Annotated in this window: 3 protein-coding genes (1 of these 3 running past the window's edge); all 3 read right to left on the bottom strand. The window is 74.6% G+C overall.

Annotated elements, in window-relative coordinates; genetic code table 11:
• Positions 1 to 1,867: type I polyketide synthase (locus POF73_RS41455; protein ID WP_272124582.1), on the bottom strand; the 1,867-nt coding region annotated here is incomplete at its 3' end.
• A gap of 144 nt (positions 1,868 to 2,011) precedes the next feature.
• The gene (locus tag POF73_RS41450; protein ID WP_272124581.1) at positions 2,012 to 13,795 is read right to left on the bottom strand and encodes a type I polyketide synthase; all 11,784 of its coding nucleotides are present in this window, start codon (positions 13,793 to 13,795) and stop codon (positions 2,012 to 2,014) included.
• A 6-nt stretch (positions 13,796 to 13,801) separates the two neighbouring features.
• Positions 13,802 to 25,194: the 3' portion of a type I polyketide synthase gene (locus POF73_RS41445; RefSeq protein ID WP_443049738.1), read on the bottom strand. It continues 2,989 nt past the right edge of the window; 11,393 of the gene's 14,382 nt are visible here — the last part of the coding sequence; its start codon lies beyond the right edge, outside the window; the stop codon is at positions 13,802 to 13,804.

The raw sequence follows: 25,194 nt of genomic DNA, 5'->3' as shown, positions 1-25,194 counted from the left end.
GCACCGGCTGCACCACATCCACCCGGCCCCAGGACGGGGTGCCCTCCTCCTGGCGCACGACCGCCGGCAGCGACCAGTCCACGTGCGCGGTCAGTGCTTCGGCGCACTCCTCCATCCGCGCGCGGAACACCTCGGACGACTCCAGCAACTCGGCCGCCATGCCGACCCACTGCGACCCCTGGCCCGGGAACACGAACACGACGCCACCATCGGCGGCCCGGCCGGTCACCGCGCCCGCCACCGAGACGCCCTCGGCCACCGACCGCAGCCCGGCGACCAGCTCCTCCCGGTCCCCGCCCAGCACCACCGCCCGCTGCTCGAACGCCGACCGCGTCCCCGCCAACGAGAAACCCACATCCAACGGGCTCAACCCGGGAGTGCGCACCACGTGCTCGGCCAGTCGTGCTGCCTGTTCACGCAACGCCGCCTCACCGCGGGCCGACACCAGCCACGGCACCGGCCCCTCCAACACGGGACGCCCCGCCCCGGCCGGCTCCACGGGCTCCGGCTCCGGAGCCTGCTCAAGGATGACGTGCGCGTTGGTGCCGCTGATCCCGAACGACGACACACCCGCACGCCGCGGACGACCCGTCTGCGGCCACTCCCTGGCCTCGGTCAGCAGCTCCACCGCGCCCGCCGACCAGTCCACCTCTGGCGTCGGCTCGTCCACGTGCAGCGTCTTCGGCAACACCCCTTGCTGGAGCGCCAGTACGGCCTTGATCACTCCGGAGATACCGGCCGCGGCCTGGGTGTGGCCGATGTTCGACTTCAGGGTGCCGAGCCAGAGGGGCCGGCCGTCGTGTCGCTCCTGACCGTAGGTGGCCAGCAGCGCCTCGGCCTCGATGGGGTCGCCGAGCGTGGTGCCGGTGCCGTGCGCCTCGATCATGTCGATGTCCGCGAGGGTCAGTCCGGCGTTCGCGACCGCCTGCCGGATGACACGCTGCTGCGACGGACCGTTCGGAGCACTGAGACCGTTCGACGCACCGTCCTGGTTCACCGCCGAGCCGCGGATCACGGCCAGCACGGGGTTGCCGTCCCGTCGGGCGTCGGACAGGCGCTGGAGCGCGAGGACGCCCGCGCCCTCGCCCCAGCCGGTGCCGTCCGCGGACGCCGCGAAGGCCTTGCAGCGGCCGTCACCGGCCGATCCTCCGGTCGCCGAGAACTCGGCGAAGATCGACGGGGTGATGAGCACGAGCACGCCGCCGGCCAGGGCCAGGTCGCATTCGCCGGTGCGCAGTGACTTGATCGCGAGGTGCAGGGCGACGAGCGAGGACGAGCAGGCCGTGTCCACGGTGACCGCGGGGCCCTCCAGGCCCAGCACGTAGGAGATACGGCCGGACAGGACGCTGCCGGGGGCGCCGGTCAGGGCGTAACCTCCCGCGCCCTCGGCCGAGTTCATCACCAGGGCGCCGTACTCCTGCGGGGCTCCGCCGACGAACACTCCGGTACGGCTGCCCTTGAGCGAGGCCGGGTCGATGCCGGCGCGCTCCAGGGCTTCCCAGGACGTCTCAAGGAGCAGGCGCTGCTGCGGGTCCATCGCCATCGCCTCGCGCGGCGAGATGCGGAAGAAGGCGGGGTCGAAGTCGCCGGCGTCGTGGAGGAAGGCGCCGGTGCGGGCGGCGGGGACGTCCCAGCTCTCCCATCCGCGGTCGGTGGGGAAGCCCGACATGGCGTCGCGGCCCTCGGCGATGAGCTGCCACAGGCCGTCGGTGTCGCGCACGCCGCCGGGGTAGCGGCAGCCGATGCCCACGATGGCGAGGGGCTCCGACGAGGCCGCACTGAGCCGCTGGTTCTGCTTGCGCAGCCGCTCGTTCTCCAGCAGCGAGGTCCTCAGCGCGTCGACGACCTCCGACATGGAACTGCTCATGCTCAACTCCCACTCACGTGTTTCGTCAATGCGCAAGGACAGGCCTGTTTGCAGGCTATGGGGCGGGGACGGGGGTCCCCGCCCCAGTTCAGCGCCGCGAACACCCCTAACTTCTGGGCCGGTGGCGCAGGTAGGGGCCGGTGCTCAGGAGAGGCCGAACTCGTCGCCGAGCAGGGTGACGAGTTCCTCGGCGCTCACCGCGTCGAGGTCCGTCTCGCCGTCGGTGTCCTCGTCGCCGGTGCGGTCCGCCGTCTCCTCCAGCGCCGCCAGCAGCACCCGCAGCCGGGTCGCCAGCACCCCGCGGTCGTCGGCGCCGGGCTCCGCCGAGCGGACCGCGTTCTCCAGTTCGCGCAGGGCGAGGAGGGCCGGGTCGGTGGTGGTGGCGGTGTCCAGTTCCATGCCGGTCAGCAGACGGGCGGCCAGGGACCGGGTGTTGGGGTGGTCGAACACCAGGGTCGCGGAGAGCCGTACGCCGGTGACGGCGCTGAGGCGGTTGCGGAGGTCGACCGCCATCAGGGAGTCGAAGCCGAGACTCTTGAACGCCTTGGTGACCGGTACGGCGTCCGCCGACGGCAGAGCGAGCACCGAGGCGACCTCGGTGCGGACGAGGTTCTCCAGGGCGCCGATCCGGTCGTCGTGGGACAGGGGGCGCAGCCGGTCGCGGAGCCCGGAGAGGCCGGTGCCGGGCTCGCCGGCGCGGCGTCGGGGCCGGGGCACCAGGGTGCGCAGGGCGGCGGGCAGGGCGGCGCAGTCGGTGGGTGACATGCCTCCGGGTTCGAAGCGGAAGGGCAACAGCACCGGATCGCCGGTGGCGTGGGCCGCGTCGAAGAGGGCCAGCCCGTCGTCGGGGGTGAGCGGCAGCATGCCCGCGCGGGCGATGCGCCGCAGGTCGGCGGCGGCCAGCTGGGCGGTCATGCCGGCGCTGCTCTCCCAGGGTCCCCAGGCGAGCGAGAGCGCGGGCAGGCCGTCGGCCCGCCGTCGCCGGCACAGGGCGTCCAGGTAGGCGTTGGCCGCGGCGTAGGCGGACTGTCCGCCGCCGCCGAGGGTTCCGGCGAGGGAGGAGCAGACGACGAAGGCGCGCAGGCCGAGGGGTGCGGTGAGCTCGTGCAGGTTCACCACGGCGTCGGTTTTCGGCCGCAGCACCCGGTCGACCTGTTCGTCGGTGAGCGAGGCGAGGAGCCCGTCGTCGACGACGCCCGCCGCATGGACGACGGCGGTCAGGGGTGCCGTCGACGGGATCCGGTCGAGCACGGCGGACAGGGCGTCCCGGTCGGCCGTGTCACAGGCGGCGACCTGGACGTCGGCGCCCGACTCGGTCAGTTCCCGGCGGAGTTCGGCCATGCCGGGGGCCTCCTCGCCGCGGCGGCCGAGGAGCAGGAGGTGGCGTACGCCGTGCTCGCGGACGAGGTGCCGGGCGAGCAGTCCGCCGATCATTCCGCCGGCGCCGGTGACGAGGGTGGTGCCGTCGGCCGGCCATGCGCGGTCCGGGGCCGGGTCCTGGACGGTGTGGCGGGCCAGTGCCGGTACGAGGGTGAGGTCGCCGCGGATCGCGAACTGGTCGGCGTCGGCGGTCTCGGTGCGAGCCAGGATCTGGGACCGGGTGAGGTCGTCGGTGGTGGTGTCGGCGTCGAGGTCGACCAGGATCAGCCGGTCGGGGTGTTCGAGCTGCGCGCTGCGGGCCAGGCCCCACACCGCGCTGTGCGCCAGGTCTTCCACCCCTTCTCCCGGTCGCGTCTCGACGGCGCCGCGGGTGCACAGCACGAGGCGGCTCTTGACGAAGTGTTCGTCCTCCACCCAGGTGCGCAGGGTGTCGAGGGCCGTGTGCACGGCTGCGCGGGCCGTGGCCGCGTCGATGCCGGCGGCGGACGGCACACAGGGCAGCAGGACCAGGTCGGGTGCCGGGCCGTCGTCGGCGAGGTACTGGCGCAGGGCGGCGAGGTCCGGATAGTGGTCGACACCGGGTGTCCGGGGGACGTCGGGGCCCACCACGGCCCAGCGGACCGTCGGGGCACCGGCGGCCTCCGGCTGTGCCGCGGGTGTCCAGTCCATGCGGAACAGGGACGACGCGGCGGCCGATGTGCCCAGTTGGGCGCGGGAGACGGTGCGCAGGCTCAGTCCGCCGACGGACACGAGCGGCTGTCCGTCGCCGTCCCAGAGGGTGGCGACGACCTCGTCGGTGCCGGTTCCGGCCGTGAGGCGGATCCGGCAGGTGGTGGCGCCGGGGGCGTGCGCGGCGACGTTCTGCCAGGCGAACGGCAGGAACGGGCCGCTGCCGCGGTCGGCGGAGGGCAGGAAGGCGAGGGCGTGCAGGGCGGCGTCCATCAGGGCGGGGTGGACGCCGAAGGCTCGGGCGTCGTCGGCCGCCTGCGCGGGCAGCGCGATCTCCGCGTAGACCTCCCCGTCCAGCCGCCAGGCCGCGGTCAAGCCCTGGAACACCGGCCCGTAGGCGGTGCCGGCCGCGGTCAGGTCGGCGTAGAACTCGTCGAGGGCGACGGGTTCGGCGCCCTGTGGCGGCCAGGAGGCCGGCGGCCCGGCCGGCTGTGGTGCGGGGCCGGCGACGAGCAGGCCTTCCGCGTGCCGGGTCCATTCGGCGGTGCCGGCGGCGCGTGAGTAGACGGCGACCGGCCTGCGGTCCTCGTCCGTGGCCTCGCCGACGACGACCTGGACCGTGACGCCGCCGCGCTCGGGCAGGATCAGCGGGCTGTGGACGACGAGTTCCTCCAGTTCGCCGGCGTCCAGGCGGCTGCCCGCCCAGAGGGCGAGTTCGAGGAAGCCGGTGCCGGGGAACAGGACGGCGTCCAGGATGCGGTGGTCGGCCAGCCAGGGCTGGGCGGCCAGGGAGAGTTCGCCGGTGAACAGGACATCGCCGCCGGAGGCCGCGCTGACCATGGCGCCCAGCAGGGGATGTCCGGTGTCGTCGAGGCCGGCCGAGGACAGGTCGACGCGGTCGGTGGTGGACTCGGCGGGCCAGTAGGCCGCCCGCTGGAAGGCGTAGGTCGGCAGGTCCGCCCAGCGGGCGCCGGTGCCGTCGAAGACTGCGGCCCAGTCGACGCCGACGCCGTGCACGTGGGCGCGGGCCAGCGCGGTCAGCAGGGTGGCCGGTTCGGAGCCGTCGCGGCCCAGCAGCGAGGTGCACACGCCGGCGGGGGCGGTGTCGAAGCAGTCCTCGGCCATCGTGGTGAGCGTGGCGTCGGGGCCGAGTTCCAGGAAGCCGGTGACGCCCGCGTCGGCGAGGGCGGCGACGCCGTCGGCGAAGCGAACGGTGTGCCGGGCGTGCCGCACCCAGTACCGGGGGTCGGCGATCTCGTCGGCGCCGAGGACGGCTCCGGTGAGGTTGGAGACGACCGGGATGCGGGGCGCGGCGAAGGTCAGCCCGGCCACCAGCTCGCCGAACTCTTCCAGCATCGGTTCCATGAGCGGCGAGTGGAAGGCGTGGCTCACGCCGAGCCGGCCGGTCCGCCGCCCCTGTTCGGCGAAGTACGCGGCGAGCGTGTCGACGGACTCCGCAGTGCCGGAGAACACCACCGAGCGGGGGCCGTTGACGGCCGCGAGGTCCACGGTGCCGGCGTCCTCGCCGAGCACCTCGGTGAGCGCCTGCGTGGCCTGAGCCTCCCCCACCTGGACGGCGAGCATGGCTCCGCCGGACGGCAGGGCCTGCATCAGGCGGCCCCGGGCGACGACGAGCCGGGCTGCGTCGGCGAGGTCCAGGGCGCCCGCCACATGGGCGGCGGCGATCTCGCCGACGGAGTGGCCGAGGACGTAGTCGGGTGTCACGCCCCAGGATTCGAGCAGCCGGAACAGGGCCGTTTCGAGGGCGAACAGCGCCGGCTGGGTGATCGCGGTCCGGTCGAGTTCGGCGGCGTCGGCGGTGAACACCGTGTCGCGCAGCGGCCGTCCGAGCAACGGGTCGAGGTGGGAGCAGGCCTCGTCGAAGGCGCGGGCGAAAGCGGGGAACTCCGCGTACAGTTCGCGCCCCATGCCCGGCCGCTGGGAGCCCTGGCCGGCGAACAACAGGGCGAGGCCGCCCTCGTCCGCCGTGCCGCGCAGCAGTCCGTCGGGGGTCTGGCCGGCCGCGAACTCGGCGAGCCGGGCCAGCGCTTCGTCCCGGTCGGTGACCAGCAGTGCGGCCCGGTGCTCCAGGGCGGCGCGGCGGGTGGCCAGCGCATCGCCGATGTCGGTGACCGAGCCCTCCTGGCCGTCCTGCGGTTGCCGCAGCGCGGTCACGAGTGCCTGGGCCTGGGCGTGCAGGGCCTGTTCGTCGTGCCCGGCCAGCAGCCACGGGGTGACGGGCAGGGGAGCCTGGTCGGCGGGCGCGGGGGCGGGCTCGGTGGCCTGTTCGAGGATGACGTGGGCGTTGGTGCCGCTGACGCCGAAGGAGGACACTCCGGCCCGGCGGGGGCGGCCCGTGCTGGGCCAGGGGCGGGTCTCGGTGAGCAGGTCGACGGCGCCCGCGGACCAGTCGACGTGCGGGGTCGGCTCGTCGATGTGCAGGGTGCGGGGCAGCACGCCGTGCCGCAACGCCTGCACCGTCTTGATGACGCCGCCGATGCCGGCGGCGGCCTGGCTGTGTCCGATGTTGGACTTCAGCGAGCCCAGCAGCAGGGGCTCGTCGGCGTTCCGGTCGCGTCCGTAGGTGGCGAGGATGGCCTGGGCCTCGATCGGGTCGCCGAGGGTGGTGCCGGTGCCGTGTGCCTCGACGGCGTCGACGTCCGCGGCGGTGAGCCCGGAGCGGTCGAGGGCTTCGCGAATGACCCGCTGCTGGGAGGGGCCGTTGGGCGCGGTGAGCCCGTTGGAGGCACCGTCCTGGTTGACGGCGCTGCCGCGCAGCACCGCGAGGACCGGGTGCCCGTTGCGGCGGGCGTCACCGAGCCGTTCGAGGAGAACCATTCCGGTGCCCTCGGCCCAGCCGGTGCCGTTGGCGCCGGCGGCGAAGGCCTTGCAGCGGCCGTCGGGCGACAGGCCGCCCTGCCTGGCGAAGTCGTCGAAGAGGAACGGGCTGGTCATCACGGCGACACCGCCGGCGAGGGCGAGGTCGCAGTCGCCGTCGCGCAGCGCCCGGGCCGCCGTGTGCAGGGCGACCAGCGAGGACGAGCACGCCGTGTCCACCGTGACGGCGGGGCCTTCCAGGCCCAGTACGTAGGACACTCGGCCGGACGCCACGCTGGTGGAGGCGCCGGTCACGCCGTATCCGGCCAGGGCCTGCGAGCCGCGCCGGAACAGGCTGGTGTATCCGGAGGCGGCGGCGCCGACGAAGACGCCGGTGCGGCTGCCGCGCAGGGTGGCGGGGGCGATGCCGGCGCGTTCGAGGGCTTCCCAGGACGTCTCAAGGAGCAGCCGCTGCTGCGGGTCCATGGTGAGGGCCTCGCGGGGGGAGATCCCGAAGAACGCGGCGTCGAACTCCGCGACCCGGTCGATGAATCCGCCCTGCTGCGGCACGGAGTCGTCGGCGGGCGGCGTGTCGTTCCAGCCGCGGTCGGCCGGGAAGCCGGAGATGGCGTCGCGCTCGTTGAGGACGAAGTCCCACAGCTGTTCGGGGGAGCTGATGCCGCCCGGGTAGCGGCAGGCCATGCCGACGATGACGAGGGGTTCGTCGTCGGTGCGGGCGACGGGGGCGGTCGTGGTGCGGGACCTGGCCGGGGTCGCCGCGGGTTCGTCGAGGCCGTCGAGGAGTTCGGCGGCGAGGAAGTCGGCCAGCTCGCCGGGGGTCGGGTGGTCGAAGACCACGGTGACGGGCAGCCGGAAGCCGACGGCGCCGGTGAGCCGGTTGCGGAACTCCACGGCGGTCAGTGAGTCGAAGCCGAGTTCACGGAAAGGCGCGGTCGAGCCGACGGCGTCCGGGTCGGCGTGGCCGAGGACGGTGGCGGCGTGGGAGCGGACCAGCTGGAGCAGGATCCGCATGCGTTCGGTGCCGGTGAGCGGGATCAGCCGCTCCCGCAGGGAACCGCCCTCGGTGTCGGCCGACCGGTGTCCGGCCCGCCGGGCGGGTGTGGGCACCAGTGCCCGCATGATGGGCGGGACGCGGCCGGACGTCCCGGCGAGCGCGGCGGGGTTGAGCTTGGCGGGGACGAGCTGGGCACGGTCGGTGCGGCACGCCAGGTCGAACGCGGCGAGGCCCTCCTCGCTGGTCATCGGCACGATGCCGCCGCGGCTCATGCGCTGCATGTCACGGTCGTCGAGGTGGCCGGACATCTCGCTGCGCTGGTCCCAGAAGCCCCAGGCGAGGGAGAGTCCCGGCAGTCCCTGGGCCCGCCGGTGGGCGGCGAGGGCGTCGAGCATCACGTTGGCGGCCGCGTAGTTGCCCTGGCCGGGGGCGCCCATGGTGCCCGCCATGGAGGAGAACAGCACGAAGGCGCCGAGGCCGAGGTCGCGGGTGAGTTCGTGCAGATGGAGGGCGCCGAGGACCTTGGGCTGCAGGACGGCCAGGGTGCGTTCGGGCGTCAGGGACTCGATGAGGCCGTCGTCCAGTGCCGCCGCGGTGTGCAGTACGGCGGTGAGCGGGCGGTCGGCGGGGATGTCGGCGAGCAGGGCGGCGAGCTGGCCGCGGTCGGTGATGTCGCAGGCCGCGAGGGTGACGTGGGCGCCGGCCTCGGTCAGTTCCGCCTGCAGTTCGGCGGCGCCGGGGGCGTCGGGTCCGCGCCGGCTGGTGAGCAGCAGGCTGGTCACTCCGTACTCGGTGACCAGGTGGCGGGCGAGGAGCGCGCCGAGCATGCCGGTGCCGCCGGTGATCAGCACGGTGCCGTGAGCGGGGAACGGCTCGCCGGGGAGGGTGAGGACGGCCTTGCCGACGAGCGCGGCCTGGCTGAGGGCGCGGAAGGCGGCACGGGCGTCGCGGATGTCCCAGGTGTTCAGGCGCGGGGGCCGCAGGCCACCGGCCTCGAACAGTTCGGTGAGGGTGACCAGCATCTCGTGGATGCGGTCGAGTCCGGCTTCGGGCAGGTCGTACGCCTGGTAAGCGACGCCCGGGTAGGCGGCGGCGACCTGTTCGGGGTCGCGCTTGTCCGTCTTGCCCATCTCCAGGAAGCGTCCGCCGCGGGGCAGCAGCCGCAGGCCCGCGTCGACGAACTCGCCGGCCAGGCAGTCCAGTACGACGTCCATGCCGTGGCCGTCGGTGGACTCCAGGAACCACTGCTCGAAGTCGAGGGTCCGCGAGTTGGCGATGTGCGCGCTGTCCAGGCCGTGGGCGCGCAGGGTGTCCCACTTGCCGGGGCTGGCCGTGGCGTACACCTCGGCGCCGAGGTGGCGGGCGAGTTGCACGGCGGCGCTGCCGACCCCGCCGGCCCCGGCGTGGATGAGCACGTTCTGCCCGGGGCGCAGGCCACCGAGGTCGACCAGTCCGTAGTACGCCGTCATGTAGGCGACGGAGACGGACGCGGCCTCCTCGAAGGTCCAGCCGTCGGGTATGCGGTGGACGGTGCGTTCGTCGGCGACGGTCACCGGGCCGAAGGCCTCGGTGGACAGGCCGAACACCCGGTCGCCGACGCGGTGGTGGGTGACGTCGGCGCCGACCTCGGTGATCAGGCCGGCGACCTCGCCGCCCAGTCCGGTCAGTCCGGGGACCAGGTCGAGGGCGACGACGACGTCCTTGAAGTTGATGCCGGCGGCGTGGACGGCGATCCGTACCTGCCGGGGTTCCAGGGGTGCGAGGAGTTCCGGGCAGGGCACGGCCGCGAGGCCCTCGATCGTGCCCGGCCGGGTGTTCTCCAGCCGCCAGGCGCGCTCACCGGACGGCGGGAGGATGGTCGTGCCGGGGTCCCAACGGGTCAGGCCGGGGATACGCAACATCCCTTCGCGCAGGGCGAGTTGTTCCTCGGTCGAGGCGAGCGCCGTGCCGAGCGCCACCGTGGACTCGTCGGTGGTGTCGAGATCGACGAGGCCGAAGCGGCCGGGGTGTTCGTTCTGTGCCGAGCGCAGCAGGCCCCATACCCCGGCCGCGGCGAGGTCGGTGACGTCCTCGCCGTCCACGGCCGCGACCGCACCGCGGGTGACGACGACGAGCCGGGTGTCGTCGAGCCGGGTGTCGGAGATCCAGTCCTGAAGCAGGGCGACGGTGTCGACCACCGGATCGCCGGTCCGCTCGGCGGTGCCGTCGCCGACGACGGACAGCAGCGCGGTGACGCCGGAGGTGTCCTCGGCGACGAGCGCGGCGAGTTCCGCCACGTCCGCCGCCCGCCCGGTGCCGGGCAGGGCGGCGGCGAGGCCCAGCGGGTCGCCGCCCAGCAGGACGCAGCGCGGTGCGGGCGTCTCCTCGTCGGTCCGCACGGTCCGCCAGTCGAGCCGGAAGAGCGTGTCGGCGCGCACGGCGGTGAGAGCGGACTCGGTCATCCGGCGGACGACGAGGGTGTCGACCGAGACGACGGGGTCCCCCGCCTCGTCCGCGAGCGTCAGCGTGAACTCGCTGTCGCCGCGGCGGGCGAGTCGTACCCGCAGCCGGGCGCAGCCGGTGGCGTGCAGCCGCACCCCGGTCCAGGAGAACGGCATGCCGACGCCGCCGCCGTCGTCGCCGTCCCAGGTGAACATGGCGTGCAGGGCGGCGTCGAAGAGCGCGGGGTGCAGGCCGAAGCGCTCGGCCGTGGAGTGCTGGTCGGCGGGGAGCGCCACCTCGGCGTAGACGTCGCCGTCCAGGTGCCACACCCGGCTCAGGCCGCGGAACTCGGGGCCGTACTGGTAGCCGGCCGCGGCCATGCCGTCGTAGAGGCCGGAGATGTCGACGGCCTCGGCTCCCTCGGGCGGCCAGACCCCGGTGAGCCCCTCGGCGGAGTCTGCGGAGTCTGCGACCAGGACGCCGGAGGCGTGCCGGGTCCAGACCGTGTCGGCGGTGGCGTCGTCGGGGCGGGAGTACACGCTCAGCGTCCGCGCTCCCGTCTCGTCGGCCGCGTCGACATGGGCCTGGACGACGACCGCGCCGGTGCGGGGCACGACGAGCGGTGTGTGCAGGGTCAGTTCCTCGATCCGGCCGCAGCCGACCTGGTCACCGGCGAGCACGGCCAGCTCCACGAAGCCGGTGCCGGGGAAGATCACCCGGTCGGCGACGCCGTGGGCGGCCAGCCAGCTCTGGGTACGCAGGGACAGCCGGCCGGTGAGGACGGCGCCGTCGCCGTCGGCCATCCGGACCAGGGCGCCGAGCAGCGGGTGGTCGACCGAGGACAGGCCGACCGAACCGACGTCACCGGTACGGTCGTCGGCCTCGGTCCAGTACCGGGTGCGCTGGAAGGCGTAGGTGGGCAGCTCCACGGTGCGGGCGCCGGTGCCGGCGAGCACGGCGGGCCAGTCGACGCGGACGCCGCCGAGGTGTGCCTTGGCCAGCGAGGTCAGCATCCGGCCGAGCCCGCCCTCGTCGCGGCGCAGGGACTCCACGACGACGCCGGGTGTCCCGGTGGCGTCGACGGTCTGCTCGACGGCCATGGCCAGTACGGGGTGGGCACTGGATTCGACGAAGGCGGCGTGACCTTCGGCGAGCAGGGCGCGGACGACCGGTTCGAAGAGCACCGGGGCGCGGGTGTTGTCGTACCAGTACTCGGCGTCCATGGTGGCGGTGTCCAGCAGGCCGCCGGTGACCGTCGAGTACATCGGTACCGTGCCCGTGCGCGGCCGCACCGGGGCCAGCAGCTCCAGCAGGCGCTCGCGCAGCGGGTCGACGAGGGGGCAGTGGGTCGGCACGGTGGCGGCCACGATCCGGGCGCGGACCTTGTCGCGGGTGCACTCGGCGACGAACTCGCCCAGCGCGTCCGAGTCGCCGGCCACGGCGACGATCCGGGGGCCGTTGACACCGGCGACGGACAGCCGGTCCGCCCACCTGGTCAGACGTTGGCGCACCTCGTCGGCGGGCAGTGCCACGGACGCCACGGCGCCCTTGCCCACGAGGGTGTCCGCCAGCAGCCGGCTGCGCAGGCAGATGACCCGGGCCGCGTCGGCGAGGCTCAGTCCGCCGGCGACGTGGGCGGCGGCGATCTCGCCCTGCGAACTGCCGACGACGGCGTCGGGCTCCACCCCGTAGGACCGCCACAGGGCCGCCAGCGACACCATGACGGTGAACAGGACGGGCTGGATGACCTCGATGCGTTCCATGGAGGGGGCGCCGGGCTCGTCGCGGAGCACGTCGAGGACCTTCCAGTCCACGAACTCCTCGATCGCCTCGGCACACTCGGCGGCCTTGGCCGCGAACACCGGGGAGCTGTCGAGGAGTTCACGGGCCATACCGGTCCACTGCGAGCCCTGGCCGGGGAAGACGAAGACGACCTTGCCCTCGGCGGGCGTACCGCGCAGCACTCCTTCGGCGGGGCGGTCGGCGGCGAGCGCGTCCAGGGCGTCGAGGAAGCCGTCCCGGTCGGCGGCGAGGACCGCGGCCCGGTGTTCCAGGCCGGTGCGGGTGGTGGCCAGGGAGAGGGCCACGTCGGCGTCGCCGGCCTCGGGCCGGGCCAGCAGGTGCTCGCGCAGGGCGCGGGCCTGGGCACGCAGAGCGGCATCGCCGCGGGCGGAGATCACCCACGGCAGCAGCGGCGGGGCAGCCGCCGTCTCGGGTGCCTCGCCCGGTGTCGGCTCCGGTGCGGGCGCCTCCTCGATGATGACGTGTGCGTTGGTGCCACTGATGCCGAAGGCGGACACCCCGGCCCGGCGCGGGATGTCCGAGGCGGGCCACGGGCGGGCCTCGGCGAGGAGTTCGACGGCGCCCGAGGACCAGTCGACGTTCGGGGTGGGCTCCTCGGCGTGCAGGGTCTTGGGCAGGATGCCGTGCCGCAGCGCCTGCACCGCCTTGATCACACCGCCGACGCCGGCCGCGGCACCGCTGTGGCCGATGTTCGACTTCAGCGAGCCCAGCCACAGGGGCCGGTCGGCGGTCCTGGCCTGGCCGTAGGTGGACAGCAGTGCGTCCGCCTCGATCGGGTCGCCGAGGCTGGTGCCGGTGCCGTGCGCCTCCACCAGGTCCACCTCGGCGGGCGACACGCCCGCGTTGGCCAGTGCCTGACGGATGACCCGCTGCTGGGAGGGCCCGTTGGGCGCGGTCAGGCCGTTGGAGGCACCGTCCTGGTTGACGGCGCTGCCGCGCAGCACCGCCAGCACCCGGTGGCCGTGCCGGCGGGCGTCGGAGAGCCGCTCGACGGCGAGGACACCGACGCCCTCGCTCCAGCCGGCGCCGTCGGCAGCCGCCGAGAACGCCTTTGAGCGGCCGTCGGGTGCCAGCGCGCGCTGCCCGGACAGGGCCACGTGGACCGCGGAGGTGGACAGCGTGGTCGCACCGCCGGCCAGCGCCAGGTCGCACTCGCCGCCCCGCAGCGCCTGGACGGCGAGGTGCAGGGCCACCAGCGAGGACGAGCAGGCGGTGTCCACGGTGACCGCGGGGCCCTCCAGGCCCAGGACGTAGGAGACACGACCGGACAGGACGCTGTTGGAGGTGCCGGTGGCGCCGTAGCTGTCCAGCCCGTCCGCGGAGGCGGCGAGCAGGGTGCCGTAGTCCTGCTGGTTGAGTCCGGCGAACACTCCGGTGCGGCTGCCGCGCAGCGCGTGGATGTCGAGGCCCGCCTGTTCCAGGGCCTCCCAGGAGGTCTCAAGGAGCAGCCGCTGCTGGGGGTCCATGGACTGCGCCTCGCGAGGCGAGATGCCGAAGAAGGCCGCGTCGAAGGAGGCGATGTCGTCGACGAACCCGCCTTCGCGGGCGTAGCAGGTGCCCGGGTGGTCGGGGTCGGGGTGGTAGAGGCCGTCCAGGTCCCAGCCCCGGTCGGTGGGGAAGGGGCCGACGGCGTCCGTCCCCTCCGCCACGAGCCGCCACAGGGCCTCGGGGGAGGTGACCCCGCCGGGGTAACGGCAGGCCATCCCGACGATCGCGATCGGCTCGGTGTCCCGCGCCTCCAGTTCGCTGACCCGCCGACGGGTGCGGTGCAGGTCCGCGCTGACCCGCTTGAGGTAGTCACGCAGCTGCTGCTCGTTGGTCATCGGGATTCAGTCCTCTCCGAGTTCCGCGTTGATGAAGTCGAAAAGCTCTTCATCCGTGGCGGAATCGAGCTTGCTGGTGATGTCGGTGTCCTCGGTGTCGCCGGCGGTGCGCTCGTCGGCGCTCCAGGCGGCGGCGAGGGCGCGCAGCCGGGCCGCGATCTGTTCGCGGTCGGCGGACCTGGCCGGCCCGGCCCCCAGCGCGGCCTCCAGGTGGTCGAGCTGGGTGAGCACGGGCAGCGGTGCCCCGGCGACGGACCGCAGCACCTTGCTCTCCAGGTGCTCGGCGAGGGCCGTCGCCGTGGGGTAGTCGAAGACCAGCGCGGCGGAGAGCTGGACGCCGGTCGCGGCGATCAGCGCATTGCGCAGTTCGACCGCGGTGAGCGAGTCGAAGCCCAGGTCCCGGAAGGGGAGTTTGGGGTCGATGGCGGTGTCGGCCGCGTAGTTGAGCACGGATGCCACATGTCGCTGGATCAGCTCAAGGAGCAGCTTGCGGCGCCCGCTCTCGGACTGCCCGGCCAGTTGCTGCGCGAAGGACTCCCCCGCCGTGTGGCCGCCGGCTGAGGCGGCCCGCCGCAGCGGGGCGCGGACCAGCCCGCGGAACGCGGCGGGCAGGGTCTGCTCTGCCGCCTTCCTGCGCAGGACTGCGGTGTCCAGGCCCATCGGCACCAGGGTCGCCGCGTCGGAGTGCCAGGCGGCGTCGAACAGCGCGAGCCCCTGCTGCGGGGTGAGGGCGACGACGCCGGACTGGGCCAGCCGCCGCCGGTCGACCTCGGACAGCTCGGCGGACATGCCGGCCGTGGTCTGCCACAGGCCCCAGGCGAGCGAGGTGGCCGGCAGGCCGGCCGTCCGCCTGCGGTGCGCGAGCGCGTCCAGGAAGGCGTTGGCCGCCGCGTAGTTGGCCTGTCCGGCGCCGCCGAAGGTGCCGACGCCGGAGGAGAAGAGCACGAAGCGGGACAGGTTCAGGTCGGCGGTCAGCTCGTGCAGATGCTGTGCGGCGTGGACCTTGGGCCGCAGGACGGTGTCGATCCGGTCGGGGGTCAGCGTGGTGAGCACGCCGTCGTCGACGACTCCGGCGATGTGCACGACGTCGGTCACCGGGTGCTCGTCCGGTACGTCGGCCAGGACCGCGGCGAGGGCCGCGCGGTCTGCGGTGTCGCAGGCCGCGAGGACCGCTTCGGCGCCCGACTCGGCCAGTTCCCGGACCAGTTCGGCAGCGCGCGGGTCGTCGGGCCCCTTCCTGCTGAGCAGCAGCAGACGGCGTACGCCATGGGCGCTCACCAGGTGCCGCACGATCTCGGTGCCGATGCCTCCGCTCGCGCCGGTGACCAGCACCGTGCCGTGGTCGGCGGCCGCCGGGCGGGGCTCCGGCCGTTCGGCGACCCGGGCCAGCCGGGGGACGAGCAACTCACCGTTGCGTACGGCGAGTTGCGGCTCGTCCTGGGCTAGGGCGGTGCCCACGGCCGCGGCGAGCAGGCCGGCGTCGGTGTCCCGGCCGCCGAGATCGGCCAGGACGAACCGGCCCGGGTGCTCGGCCTGGGCCGACATGAGCAGACCGCGGGCCGCCGCCTGGGCCGGGTCGACGGGGGTGGCGTCCCCGGTGGACACGGCCGCCCGGGTGACGAGGACGAACCGGGTGTCGGTCAGCCGCAGGTCCGCGAGCAGTTCCCCGACCCGTTCCAGGGTGCGCACAGTTGTGTGCCGTACGGACTCGATCGGGCCGCCTGGTTCGGTGTCCACGGGCACGACGACGAGGTCGCACGGGGCATCGAGGGAGGCGAGATCCGGGTGGGTCCGTACGTCGGCACCGCACTCTTCGAGGGCCCTGGCCAGGGCGTCCCCGGCGCCGCCCACCACGGCCCAGGTCGCGGAGGGGTCGGGGCGGGCGGCCGTCACCGGGGTCCAGACCAGGCGGTGGAGCGCGTCCGGAGTGGCTTCGGCGGCCGGGCGGGCCGCCGGGGGCACGGGCCGTACCCGGACCTCGTCCACCGTGAGCACCGGCTCGTCCTGCGGGTCCGACAGCAGCACCGTGACGGTTTCGGGGCCCGAGCGGGTCAGCCGGGCGCGCAGGGCGGTGGCGCCGGTGGCGTGCCGGGTCACTCCGGCGAAGCGGACGGGCTCCCCGGCCAGTTCGACGATCAGATCGCTCATGGCGGCCAGCAGTTCGGGATGCAGGCCGTGGCGGTCGGCGTCGGCCGCGTCGCTCTCGGTCAGCGCCAGGTCGGCGAACAACTCGTCCTCCCGGCGCCACACCGCGTCGGCTCCGACAGGTTCGGCGTCGGCGGGTGGCCAGTCGGCGGAGCCGGGAGCCGCGTCGGGGGCGGGCCGGGCGGGTGCCCGGCCGAGCGTGCCGGCCGCGACCCGGGTCCAGGAGTCCCCAGCGGCTTGGCCCGGGGCACCCACGTGGAGGGCGAAGTCCCGGTCGCCGTTCTCGTCGGAGGCCGTCACGACCAGTTGCAGCGGTGCCTGCGGGCCGCCGTGCGCCGCCGTGTCGAGGTCGAGCGCGGTGATCCGGTCGCAGTCGAGGCCGTCGCCCGCCCACAGCACCAGGTCCAGGACGTCCCCGCCGGACAGCGGCCGGGCCTCGTGGGTGCCGGGCAGGCTGCCGGTGAACAGGGAGCCGCCCGTCTCGGGCAGCGGTGTGGAGGCGGTGAGCAGCGGGTGCCCGGCGGCCGCCAGCCCCGCGCCGGCCAGTGCCTCGGCGCCCCCGGTGGGCGCGTCGAGCCAGTAGTGCCGGTGCTGGAAGGCGTAGGTGGGCAGGTCGACCCGGCGTGCCCCGGTGCCGCGGAAGAACGCCGGCCAGTCGACGCGTTCGGTCCGTGCGTGCAGCCTGCCGAGCGCCGTGAGCAGGGTTCGTACCTGGTCACGGTCCCGGCGCTGGGTGGCGATGCCGGTGGCGCGGGCGGCGGCCGACTCCTGCGCCATGGCGGTCAGTACGCCGTCGGGGCCCAGCTCCAGGAACGTCGTCACGCCCTCGTCGAGCAGGCTCCGCACCCCGTCCGCGAACCGCACCGGCTGCCGTACCTGCCGAGTCCAGTACGCCGGGTCGCACAGCTGCCCGGGGGTGGCGGTCTCGCCGGTGACGTTGGAGATGACGGGCAGTTCCGGCTCGGCGAAGGAGACGGCGGCCAGTTCGCGCTCGTAGGCGTCGAGCATCGGTTCCATCAGAGGCGAGTGGAAGGCGTGGCTCACGGTGAGCCGCTTCGTGCGCAGCCCGGCCTCGGCGAGCCGTGCGCCCGCGGCCGTGACGGCCTCCTCGGCACCGGACAGCACCGTGGCCGCCGGGCCGTTGACGGCCGCTACGGCGACCTCGGCGAACGCGTCGCCGAGCAGCGCGGCCACGTCCTCCTCGGCCGCGGCGACGGACAGCATCGCGCCGCCCTCGGGCAGTTCCTGCATCAGCCGGGCGCGGGCGGTGACCACTCGGGCGGCGTCGCCGACCGACCAGACCCCGGCCGCGTGCGCGGCGGCGAGTTCGCCGATCGAGTGCCCGAGCACCGCGTCGGGCCGTACGCCCCAGTGCTCCAGCAGCCGGAACAGCGCCACTTCCACGGCGAACAGCGCGGTCTGGGTGTAGAGGGTCTGGTCGATGAGCTCGGCCTCCGGCGTGCCGGGTTCGGCGAAGACGACCGGGCGCAGGGGGCGCGGCAGATGCCGGTCGAGCTCGTCGCACACCTCGTCGAAGGCGGCGGCGAAGGCCGGGAACGCGGCGTACAGCTCGCGGCCCATCCCGGCCCGTTGGGCGCCCTGCCCGGTGAAGAGGAAGGCGAGGCCGCCGTCGGCGCGTTCCTCGGCGACGGCGCCCGTCGACGAGTCGTCCAGGCCGGCCAGGCTCCGCCGCAGCTCGTCCACGTCCGCGGCGACGACGACCGCCGCGCGGTCCAGGACGCTGCGGGTGGTGGCGAGGGAGTGGGCGAGGTCGGTGACGGTGACGGTGTCGCTGTCGAGGAGGGCGGCGAGGCGGGCCGCCTGGTCGGGCAGGGCCTCCCGGGTGCGGGCGGAGAGGACGAGCGGAACGGGTACGCCGGTCCCGGCACGCATCGGATCCGGCTCGTCCGGTGCCTCCTGCGGGGACTCGGCCGGCGCCTCCTCCAGGATGATGTGCGCGTTGGTGCCGCTGATGCCGAACCCGGAGACCGCCGCGCGGCGCGGTTCGTCGTCGCGGGTCCAGGGCCGGGCCTGGACGAGCAGTTCCACCGCGCCGGAGGTCCAGTCGACGTGCGGGCTCGGGGCGTCCACGTGCAGGGTGCGCGGCATCACTTCGTGCCGCATGGCCTGCACCATCTTGATGATGCCGGCCGCACCGGCGGCGGCCTGGCTGTGCCCGATGTTCGACTTGACCGAGCCCAGCCACAGCGGGCGCCCGTCCGGGCGTCCCTGGCCGTAGGTGGCCAGCAGGGCCTGGGCCTCGATCGGGTCGCCGAGCGTGGTGCCCGTGCCGTGCGCCTCGACGACGTCGACGCCGGCCGTGGACAGCCCGGCGTTGACCAGCGCCTGCCGGATGACGCGCTCCTGGGCGGGGCCGTTGGGCGCGGTGAGCCCGTTGGAGGCGCCGTCCTGGTTCACGGCGGAGCCGCGGACCAGCGCCAGCACCGGGTGGCCGTTGCGGCGTGCGTCGGACAGCCGCTCCACCAGCAGCACACCGGCGCCCTCACCGAGGGAGAACCCGTCCGCGGCGGCGGCGAACGGCTTGCAGCGGCCGTCGGCGGCCAGTCCCCGCTGCCGGCTGAAGGCCACGAAGGAGGTGGGATCCGGCATGACGGTGGCACCGCCCGCGACCGCCAGGTCGCACTCGCCGTTGCGCAGCGCCTGCGCCGCCAGGTGCAGCGCCACCAGCGAGGACGAGCAGGCCGTGTCCACGGTGAGCGCGGGGCCCTGGAATCCGAGCGAGTACGAGATCCTGCCGGAGGCGACGTTGGAGGAGGCGCTGACCAGGTAGCCCTCCATGCCGTCCGTGGAGCCGCGCAGCCGGGTGCCGTACGCCTGGTCGGTCATGCCGACGTACACCCCGGTCCGGCTGCCGTGCAGCGACTTCGGGGCGATGCCCGCGCGCTCCAGGGCCTCCCAGGTCGTTTCCAGCAGCAGCCGGTGCTGCGGGTCCATGGCCTGGGCCTCGCGGGGGGAGATGCCGAAGAAGCCGGGGTCGAACTGGGCGGCGTCGTGCAGGAACCCGCCGTGGTTGACGTAGCTGGAACCCTGCTGATCGGGGTCGCTGTCGAGGAGGCGGTCGAGCGGCCAGCCCCGGTCGCCGGGGAACGGGGCGATCATGTCCGCCTCGTCGCGGACGGCCTGCCACAGCTCCTCGGCGGAGGTGATGCCGCCGGGGTAGCGGCAGGCCATGGCCACGATGGCGACCGGTTCGTCCTGATCGACCTGGACGACGACCTGTTCGGGCGTCTCGGCGGGCTTCTCGCCGTCCACGCTGCGGGACAGGAACTCTGCCAACGCGTCGATGGTCGGGTGGTCGAAGACCATGGTGGCCGGCAGCCGGACCCCGGCCACCGTGCTCAGACGGTCCCTCAGCTCGACCGCGGTCAGCGAGTCGAATCCGAGGTCGCGCAGGGCGCGGGTGGGGTCCACGGACTGTGCGTCGCCGTGGCCGAGCACCGCGGCGACGTGTTCGCGCACCAGATCACGCAGTGCCGTCGCCCGCTTGCCACCGGTCAGTCCGGCGAGCCGACGGGCCAGCGCGGACTGGCCGCCGGACGCGGCGGGTGCCGCGTCGAGCGTCTCGGTGCGTGCCTCGGGCAGCTCGTCCAGCAGACGGCTGGGGCGGCGAAGGGTGAACTGCGGTACGAAGCGGCTCCAGTCGACGTCCACGAGAAGGAGCGATTCCTCCCCTTCGGCGAGTACCCGGGCGAGCCCGCTGATCGCGAGGTCCGGGTCGACGAGGGGCAGACCCATGCGGGCCAGGGTGGCGCCGACGACCGGGTCGTCGATCATTCCGCCGCCGCCCCACGGGGCCCAGGCCACCGACACGGTGCGGACGCCGGTCGCGTGCCGGGCTTCCGCGCGGGCATCGAGGACGGCGTTGGCCGCCGCGTAGATTCCGTGGTCGCCGGCGCCCCACGAGGCGCTGATGGAGGAGAAGTAGACGACTACGTCGAGTTGGCCGGGGTCGAGCGCGGCCTCAAGGTTCTCGATGCCGGCCACCTTGCCGGCCATGGCCAGGTCCATGTCGTCGAGGTGGGCGTCGACGAGCGGTCCGAGTCCGCCTGCGCCGGCGGTGTGGATCACGGCGCCGATCCGGTCGCCGTCCCGCTGGATCCCGGCGACCAGGGCGGCCGCCTCGGCGGGCACGGCGAGGTCGCAGGAGAGCACGCTCACCCTGGCGCCGATTTCCGTCAGCTCGTCGACGAGGTCGTCCACTCCGGGGGCGGACGCGCCACGGCGGCTGGTGAGCACGATGTGCTCGGCGCCCTCGCGGGCCAGCCAGCGGGCGACGCGCCCGCCGAGCGCGCCGGTGCCGCCGGTCACCAGCACGGTGCCGCGGGGGGTCCAGCCCTCGCCGGCCGCGCTGCCGGGGGCGATGCGTACCAGCCTGCGGCCGAAGGTTCCGGAGGGACGCAGCGCCACCTGGTCCTCGCCGTCCAAACCGGCGAGGACGGACACGAGCCGCTGCGTCGTGCGGTCGTCGAAGGTGTCGGGGAGGTCGACGAGGCCTCCCCAGGTCTGCGGTGACTCCACGGCCGCGATCCGGCCCAGCGCCCACACGGCCGCCTGGAGCGGGCTCGCCGGGCCGTCGCTGTCGTCGGCGGTGGCGACCGCGCCGCGAGTGAGACACCACAGCGGCGCCTCGACTCCCGCAGCGAGGAGTGCTTGCAGCACCACGACGGTGAGGGCGGTGCCGAGGGGGACGACCGGCCGTTCCGGATGCGCGGAGGCATCGGTACCGGTCAGCGAGACCACTGCGGCCGGGACGGCTCCGCCGAGCGCGTCCCGGATCGCGGCCGCCAGGGTCTGCGGGTCGTCGCCGCTGCCCACGGTGACCACCGCGGTGTTCTGCGCCGCCTCGGTGACCGCGCGCATCGCGGCGACGACCACCGGGTCGTCCTCGGCGCCGGCGGGCCGTACCAGCAGCCAGGTGCCGGGCAGTTCGGCACCGGACCGTTCCGGCAGTTGCTTCCAGACGATGCGGTAGCGCCAGGAGTCGAGCACGCTCTGTTCCCTGCGGCCGCGCCGCCAGGCCGAAAGCGCGGGCACCAGGTCGCGCAGCGGCTGGTCGTCGGTGAGGTTCAGCGTGCCGGCCAGGGCGGGCAGGTCCTGCTGTTCCACGGCCCGCCAGAAGCCCTCGTCCACCGGATCCGAGGCGGCCGGACGGTTCGGCGGCCAGTAGCGGTCGCGCTGGAAGGCGTACGTGGGCAGCGGCACCGGCGGGGCCGGGTGGCCGGTGAAGGCGGCCGTCCAGTCCACCGCGACGCCGTGCACCCACAGTTCGGCGAGCGAGGCACGCATCCGCGTGAGTCCGCCTTGGTTGCGGCGCAGCGTCCCGGTCACCACTGGCTCCGTGCCGACGGCCTCGCCGATCTCGCTGATCCCGGCACCGAGGACCGGGTGCGGGCTGACCTCGACGAAGACGTGGTAACCCTGCTCGATCAGCGCGCTGACGGACTGGTCGAGCAGTACGGGCTCGCGCAGGTTGCGGTACCAGTACCCGGCGTCCAGTTCGGTGGTGTCCTGCCACTGGGCGGTGACGGTGGAGAAGAACGGGATGTCCGACGGCCGCGGCTCGATACCGGCGAGCACGCTGCGGATCTCGTCCTCGATCCGGGCCACCTGCGCCGAGTGCGAGGCGTAGTCCACCTCGATACGACGGGCCCTGACGTCCTGCTGACCGGCGTGCGCCAGGAGTTCGTCCAGTGCCTCCGGCTCACCGGAGACGACCACCGCGGACGGCCCGTTCACGGCGGCCACCGACAGCCTGCCCTCCCAGCGCGGCAGCCACCGTTCGGCCTCGGCCAGGGGTACGGCGACCGATACCATCCCACCGTCGCCCGCCAGCGCGCCGAGCGCCTTGGCGCGCAGCGCGACCACCCGGGCGGCGTCGTCCAGGGACAGTGCCCCGGCCACGCAGGCCGCGGCGATCTCACCCTGGGAGTGCCCGATGACCGCGGCGGGCCGCACTCCGTGCGAGCGCCACAGGGCGGCCAGCGACACCATGACCGCGAACAGCGCCGGCTGGACGATGTCCACCCGGTCCAGCGCGGTGCCCTCGCGCACCGCTGCGGTGAGGGAGACGTCGGTGTACGGCGCCAGTGCGCGTTCGCACTCGGCCCACCGGGCGGCGAAGACCGGGGAGGTGTCGAGGAGTTCGGCCGCCATGCCGGGCCACTGCCCACCCTGCCCCGGGAAGACGAGGACGGGGCCCCGGCCGAGCGGCCGTACGGCGCCGGTCACCACGGACTGGGCGGGCTCGCCTTCGGCCACCGCGCCCAGTCCGGCGAGGAGTTCGGCCGGCTCGCCGCCCAGGACGACGGCCCGGTGTTCGAGGGCCGCACGGGAGGTGAGCAGGGCGTGCCCGACTCGGCCGACCGGTATCTCGCTGTCGGCCAGGTGGGCGGCGAGGCGTGCGGCCTGCCCGCGCAGGGCGTCGGCGGAGCGGCCGGACAGCACCCACGGCACGGCGTCGCCGTCCGCACGGTGGTCGCCGCCCGGGTCCTCCGTGACGAGGGGGCCCTGTTCGAGGATGACGTGCGCGTTGGTGCCGCTGACACCGAACGAGGACACCGCGGCCCGGCGCGGCCGGTCGCTCCCGGGCCAGTCGCGGTTCTCGGTCAGGAGCTGGACCGCGCCCGCCGACCAGTCCACTTCGGGGGTCGGCTCGTCGACATGCAGGGTCCGGGGCAGCACCCCGTGCCGCATGGCCTGCACCATCTTGATCACGCCGCCGACGCCGGCCGCGGCCGCGGTGTGGCCGATGTTCGACTTCAGCGACCCGAGCCACAGCGGCCGGTCCGCGTTGCGGTCCTGCCCGTACGTGGCCAGTACCGCCTGGGCCTCGATGGGGTCCCCGAGCGCGGTGCCGGTGCCGTGCGCCTCCACGATGTCCACGTCCGCCGTGGCCAGGCCCGCGTGGGCGAGGGCTTGCCGGATGACCCGCTGCTGGGCGCCTCCGTTGGGCGCGGCCAGCCCGTTCGAGGCGCCGTCGGAGTTGACGGCAGTGCCGCGGACCGTGGCCAGCACGATGTGTCCGTTGCGCCGCGCGTCGGAGAGCCGCTCGACGAGCAGTACGCCGACGCCCTCGGCCCAGTTGGTTCCGTCGGCGCTCGCGGCGAACGCCTTGCAGCGGCCGTCCGCGGCCAGCCCGTCCTGCTTTCCGAAGTCCAGGAACGCGGCGGGTGTCGGGATGACGGCGACACCGGACACGAGCGCGAGGTCGCACTCGCCCTGGTGCAGCGCGCCGACGGCCGAGTGCAGGGCCACCAGCGAGGAGGAGCAGGCGGTGTCGATCGTCATCGCGGGACCCTGGAGGCCCAGCGAGTAGGCGATCCGGCCGGAGACGACGCTGGTCGCCGTCCCGGTCATCAGGTATCCGTCCGCCTCCGGCGCCCCGGCCAGCAGGGCACCGTAGTCGGAGGCCGCGGCGCCCGCGAACACTCCGGTGCGGCTGCCGCGCAGTGACGACGGGTCGATGCCCGCGTTCTCCAGGGCTTCCCAGGACACCTCCAGCAGGAGCCGCTGCTGCGGGTCCATGGCCAGCGCCTCGCGCGGGGAGATCCCGAAGAACGACGCGTCGAACTCGGCCGCGTCCGGCAGGAAACCGGCCCGCAGCGCCAACCCGGGAGCGGCCCGCCGCAGGGCGGCCAGGTCCCAGCCGCGGTCGGCGGGGAAGTCGTCGACGCCGTCGCGCCCGGAGTGGACCAGGTCCCACAGTCCTTCGGGATCGCGCACGCCGCCGGGATACCGGCAGGCCATGCCGACGATGACCACCGGGTCATCGACGTGCGCCGCATCGCGCGCGACCCCGGCCTCGTCGGGCCGTCGTCCGGTCAGCTCGGCCAGCAGATGGGCGACGACCTCGTCCGGCGTCGGATGGTCGAAGACCAGCGTGGCCGGCAGCCGCAGCCCGGTCTCGGCGGCGACCCGGTCGCGGAACCGCACCGCGGTCAGCGACTCGAACCCGGCGTCGCGGAACGGGCGCAGCGGGTCGATGGCGGCGCCGGACGCATGGCCCAGTGCGGCCGCAGCCTCGGCGAGCACCACCTCGCGCAGCCGGTGTTCGAGGTCGGCGGTGTCCGCGGCGGCGACGGCGGAGCCGGGCCCCGCAGGCGCCGCGGGCTCGGGCAGCGCCCGGACCTCGGGCAGGTCGGCGATGAGCGGCCGGGGGCCCCGCCCGGTGAGCACCGGGTGGGCCGCCGTCCAGTCGATGTCGGCGACGGCGAACACGGCCGCGTCGGCGTCGAGGGTCCGGCGGAGCGCGGACAGCGCGAGCTCCGGCGGCATCGGCAGCAGGCCGGGCACCGCCGGGCCCGCTGTGGCTCCGGCCCACGGGCCCCAGCCGACGCAGGTGCCGCGCCGGCCCTCGGCGACCCTGCGCTCGGCGGCGGCCTCCAGGGCCGCGTGCACGACGGTGTGCGTGATGTCCTCGGTGCCGCCCCAGGTGCCGGAGAGCGAGGACAACAGCACGAAGGCGTCCAGGTCCTGGTCCGCGTACAGCTCGGTCAGCCGTTCCACGGTGCTCAGCCGTTCGCCGACGGCGTGCGCCAGGACGGCCGGGTCGGCCTCGGTGACCGCACCGGCCGGGTCGATGTTGTCGAGGTGCACGACGGCGGTGACCGGTGTCGTGGAGGCAGGCGGCTCGGCGTTGGCGGCGTCCCACGGCGTGAGTGTGCAGCTGCCGCCCGCGCCGTCGATCACATCGGCGCCGGGCACGGGTGTGCCGGGCCGGTGGGCCAGGACAACGTGGCGTTCGCCGTCGCCGCTCAGCAGTCGCAGCAGATCGGCGGTGACGGCGGCGATGTCGCCGGTGACCAGGACGGTGCCGTCGGGGCGCCATGCGTGGCCGGGCAGGACGGGCGGCGCGGGCAGCAGCCGGCGGGCGTAGACCCCGCCGGGGCGTACGGCCAGTTCGTCGTCGTCCCCGGGTGCGGCGAGGACGGCCGCGAGCCGTCGCAGCGTGCGCGGGTCCAGGTCCACCGGCAGGTCGAGTACCCCTCCCCTGGTGTCCAGGGCACGGCCGAGGCCCCACAGCGTCGCCTGTGCCGCTCCCGTCAGGGCCTCCCCGCCCACCGAGACGGCCGCCCGGGTCGCGCACCACAGCGGCGCGCTCACACCGGCGTCGGCGAGGGCGTTGCGCAGGGTCAGTGCGGCTGCCACGGCTGGGCCGCCGGTCTGCGCGGGCAGGGTGAGGACACCGTCCAGGGGGTGTCCGGCGGGCAGCGCCACCGCGATTCGTTCCGTCA

Source organism: Streptomyces sp. HD, from assembly GCF_028369295.1.
Lineage (GTDB): Bacteria > Actinomycetota > Actinomycetes > Streptomycetales > Streptomycetaceae > Streptomyces.
The sequence above is the reverse complement of the archived record's forward strand: the minus strand, read 5'-3'. Positions and strand labels throughout refer to the sequence as shown.

Bases quoted from the DNA above. Each gene is read 5' to 3' on its own strand.
- POF73_RS41450 (WP_272124581.1), bottom strand. From the start codon at position 13,795: ATGACCAACGAGCAGCAGCTGCGTGACTACCTCAAGCGGGTCAGCGCG.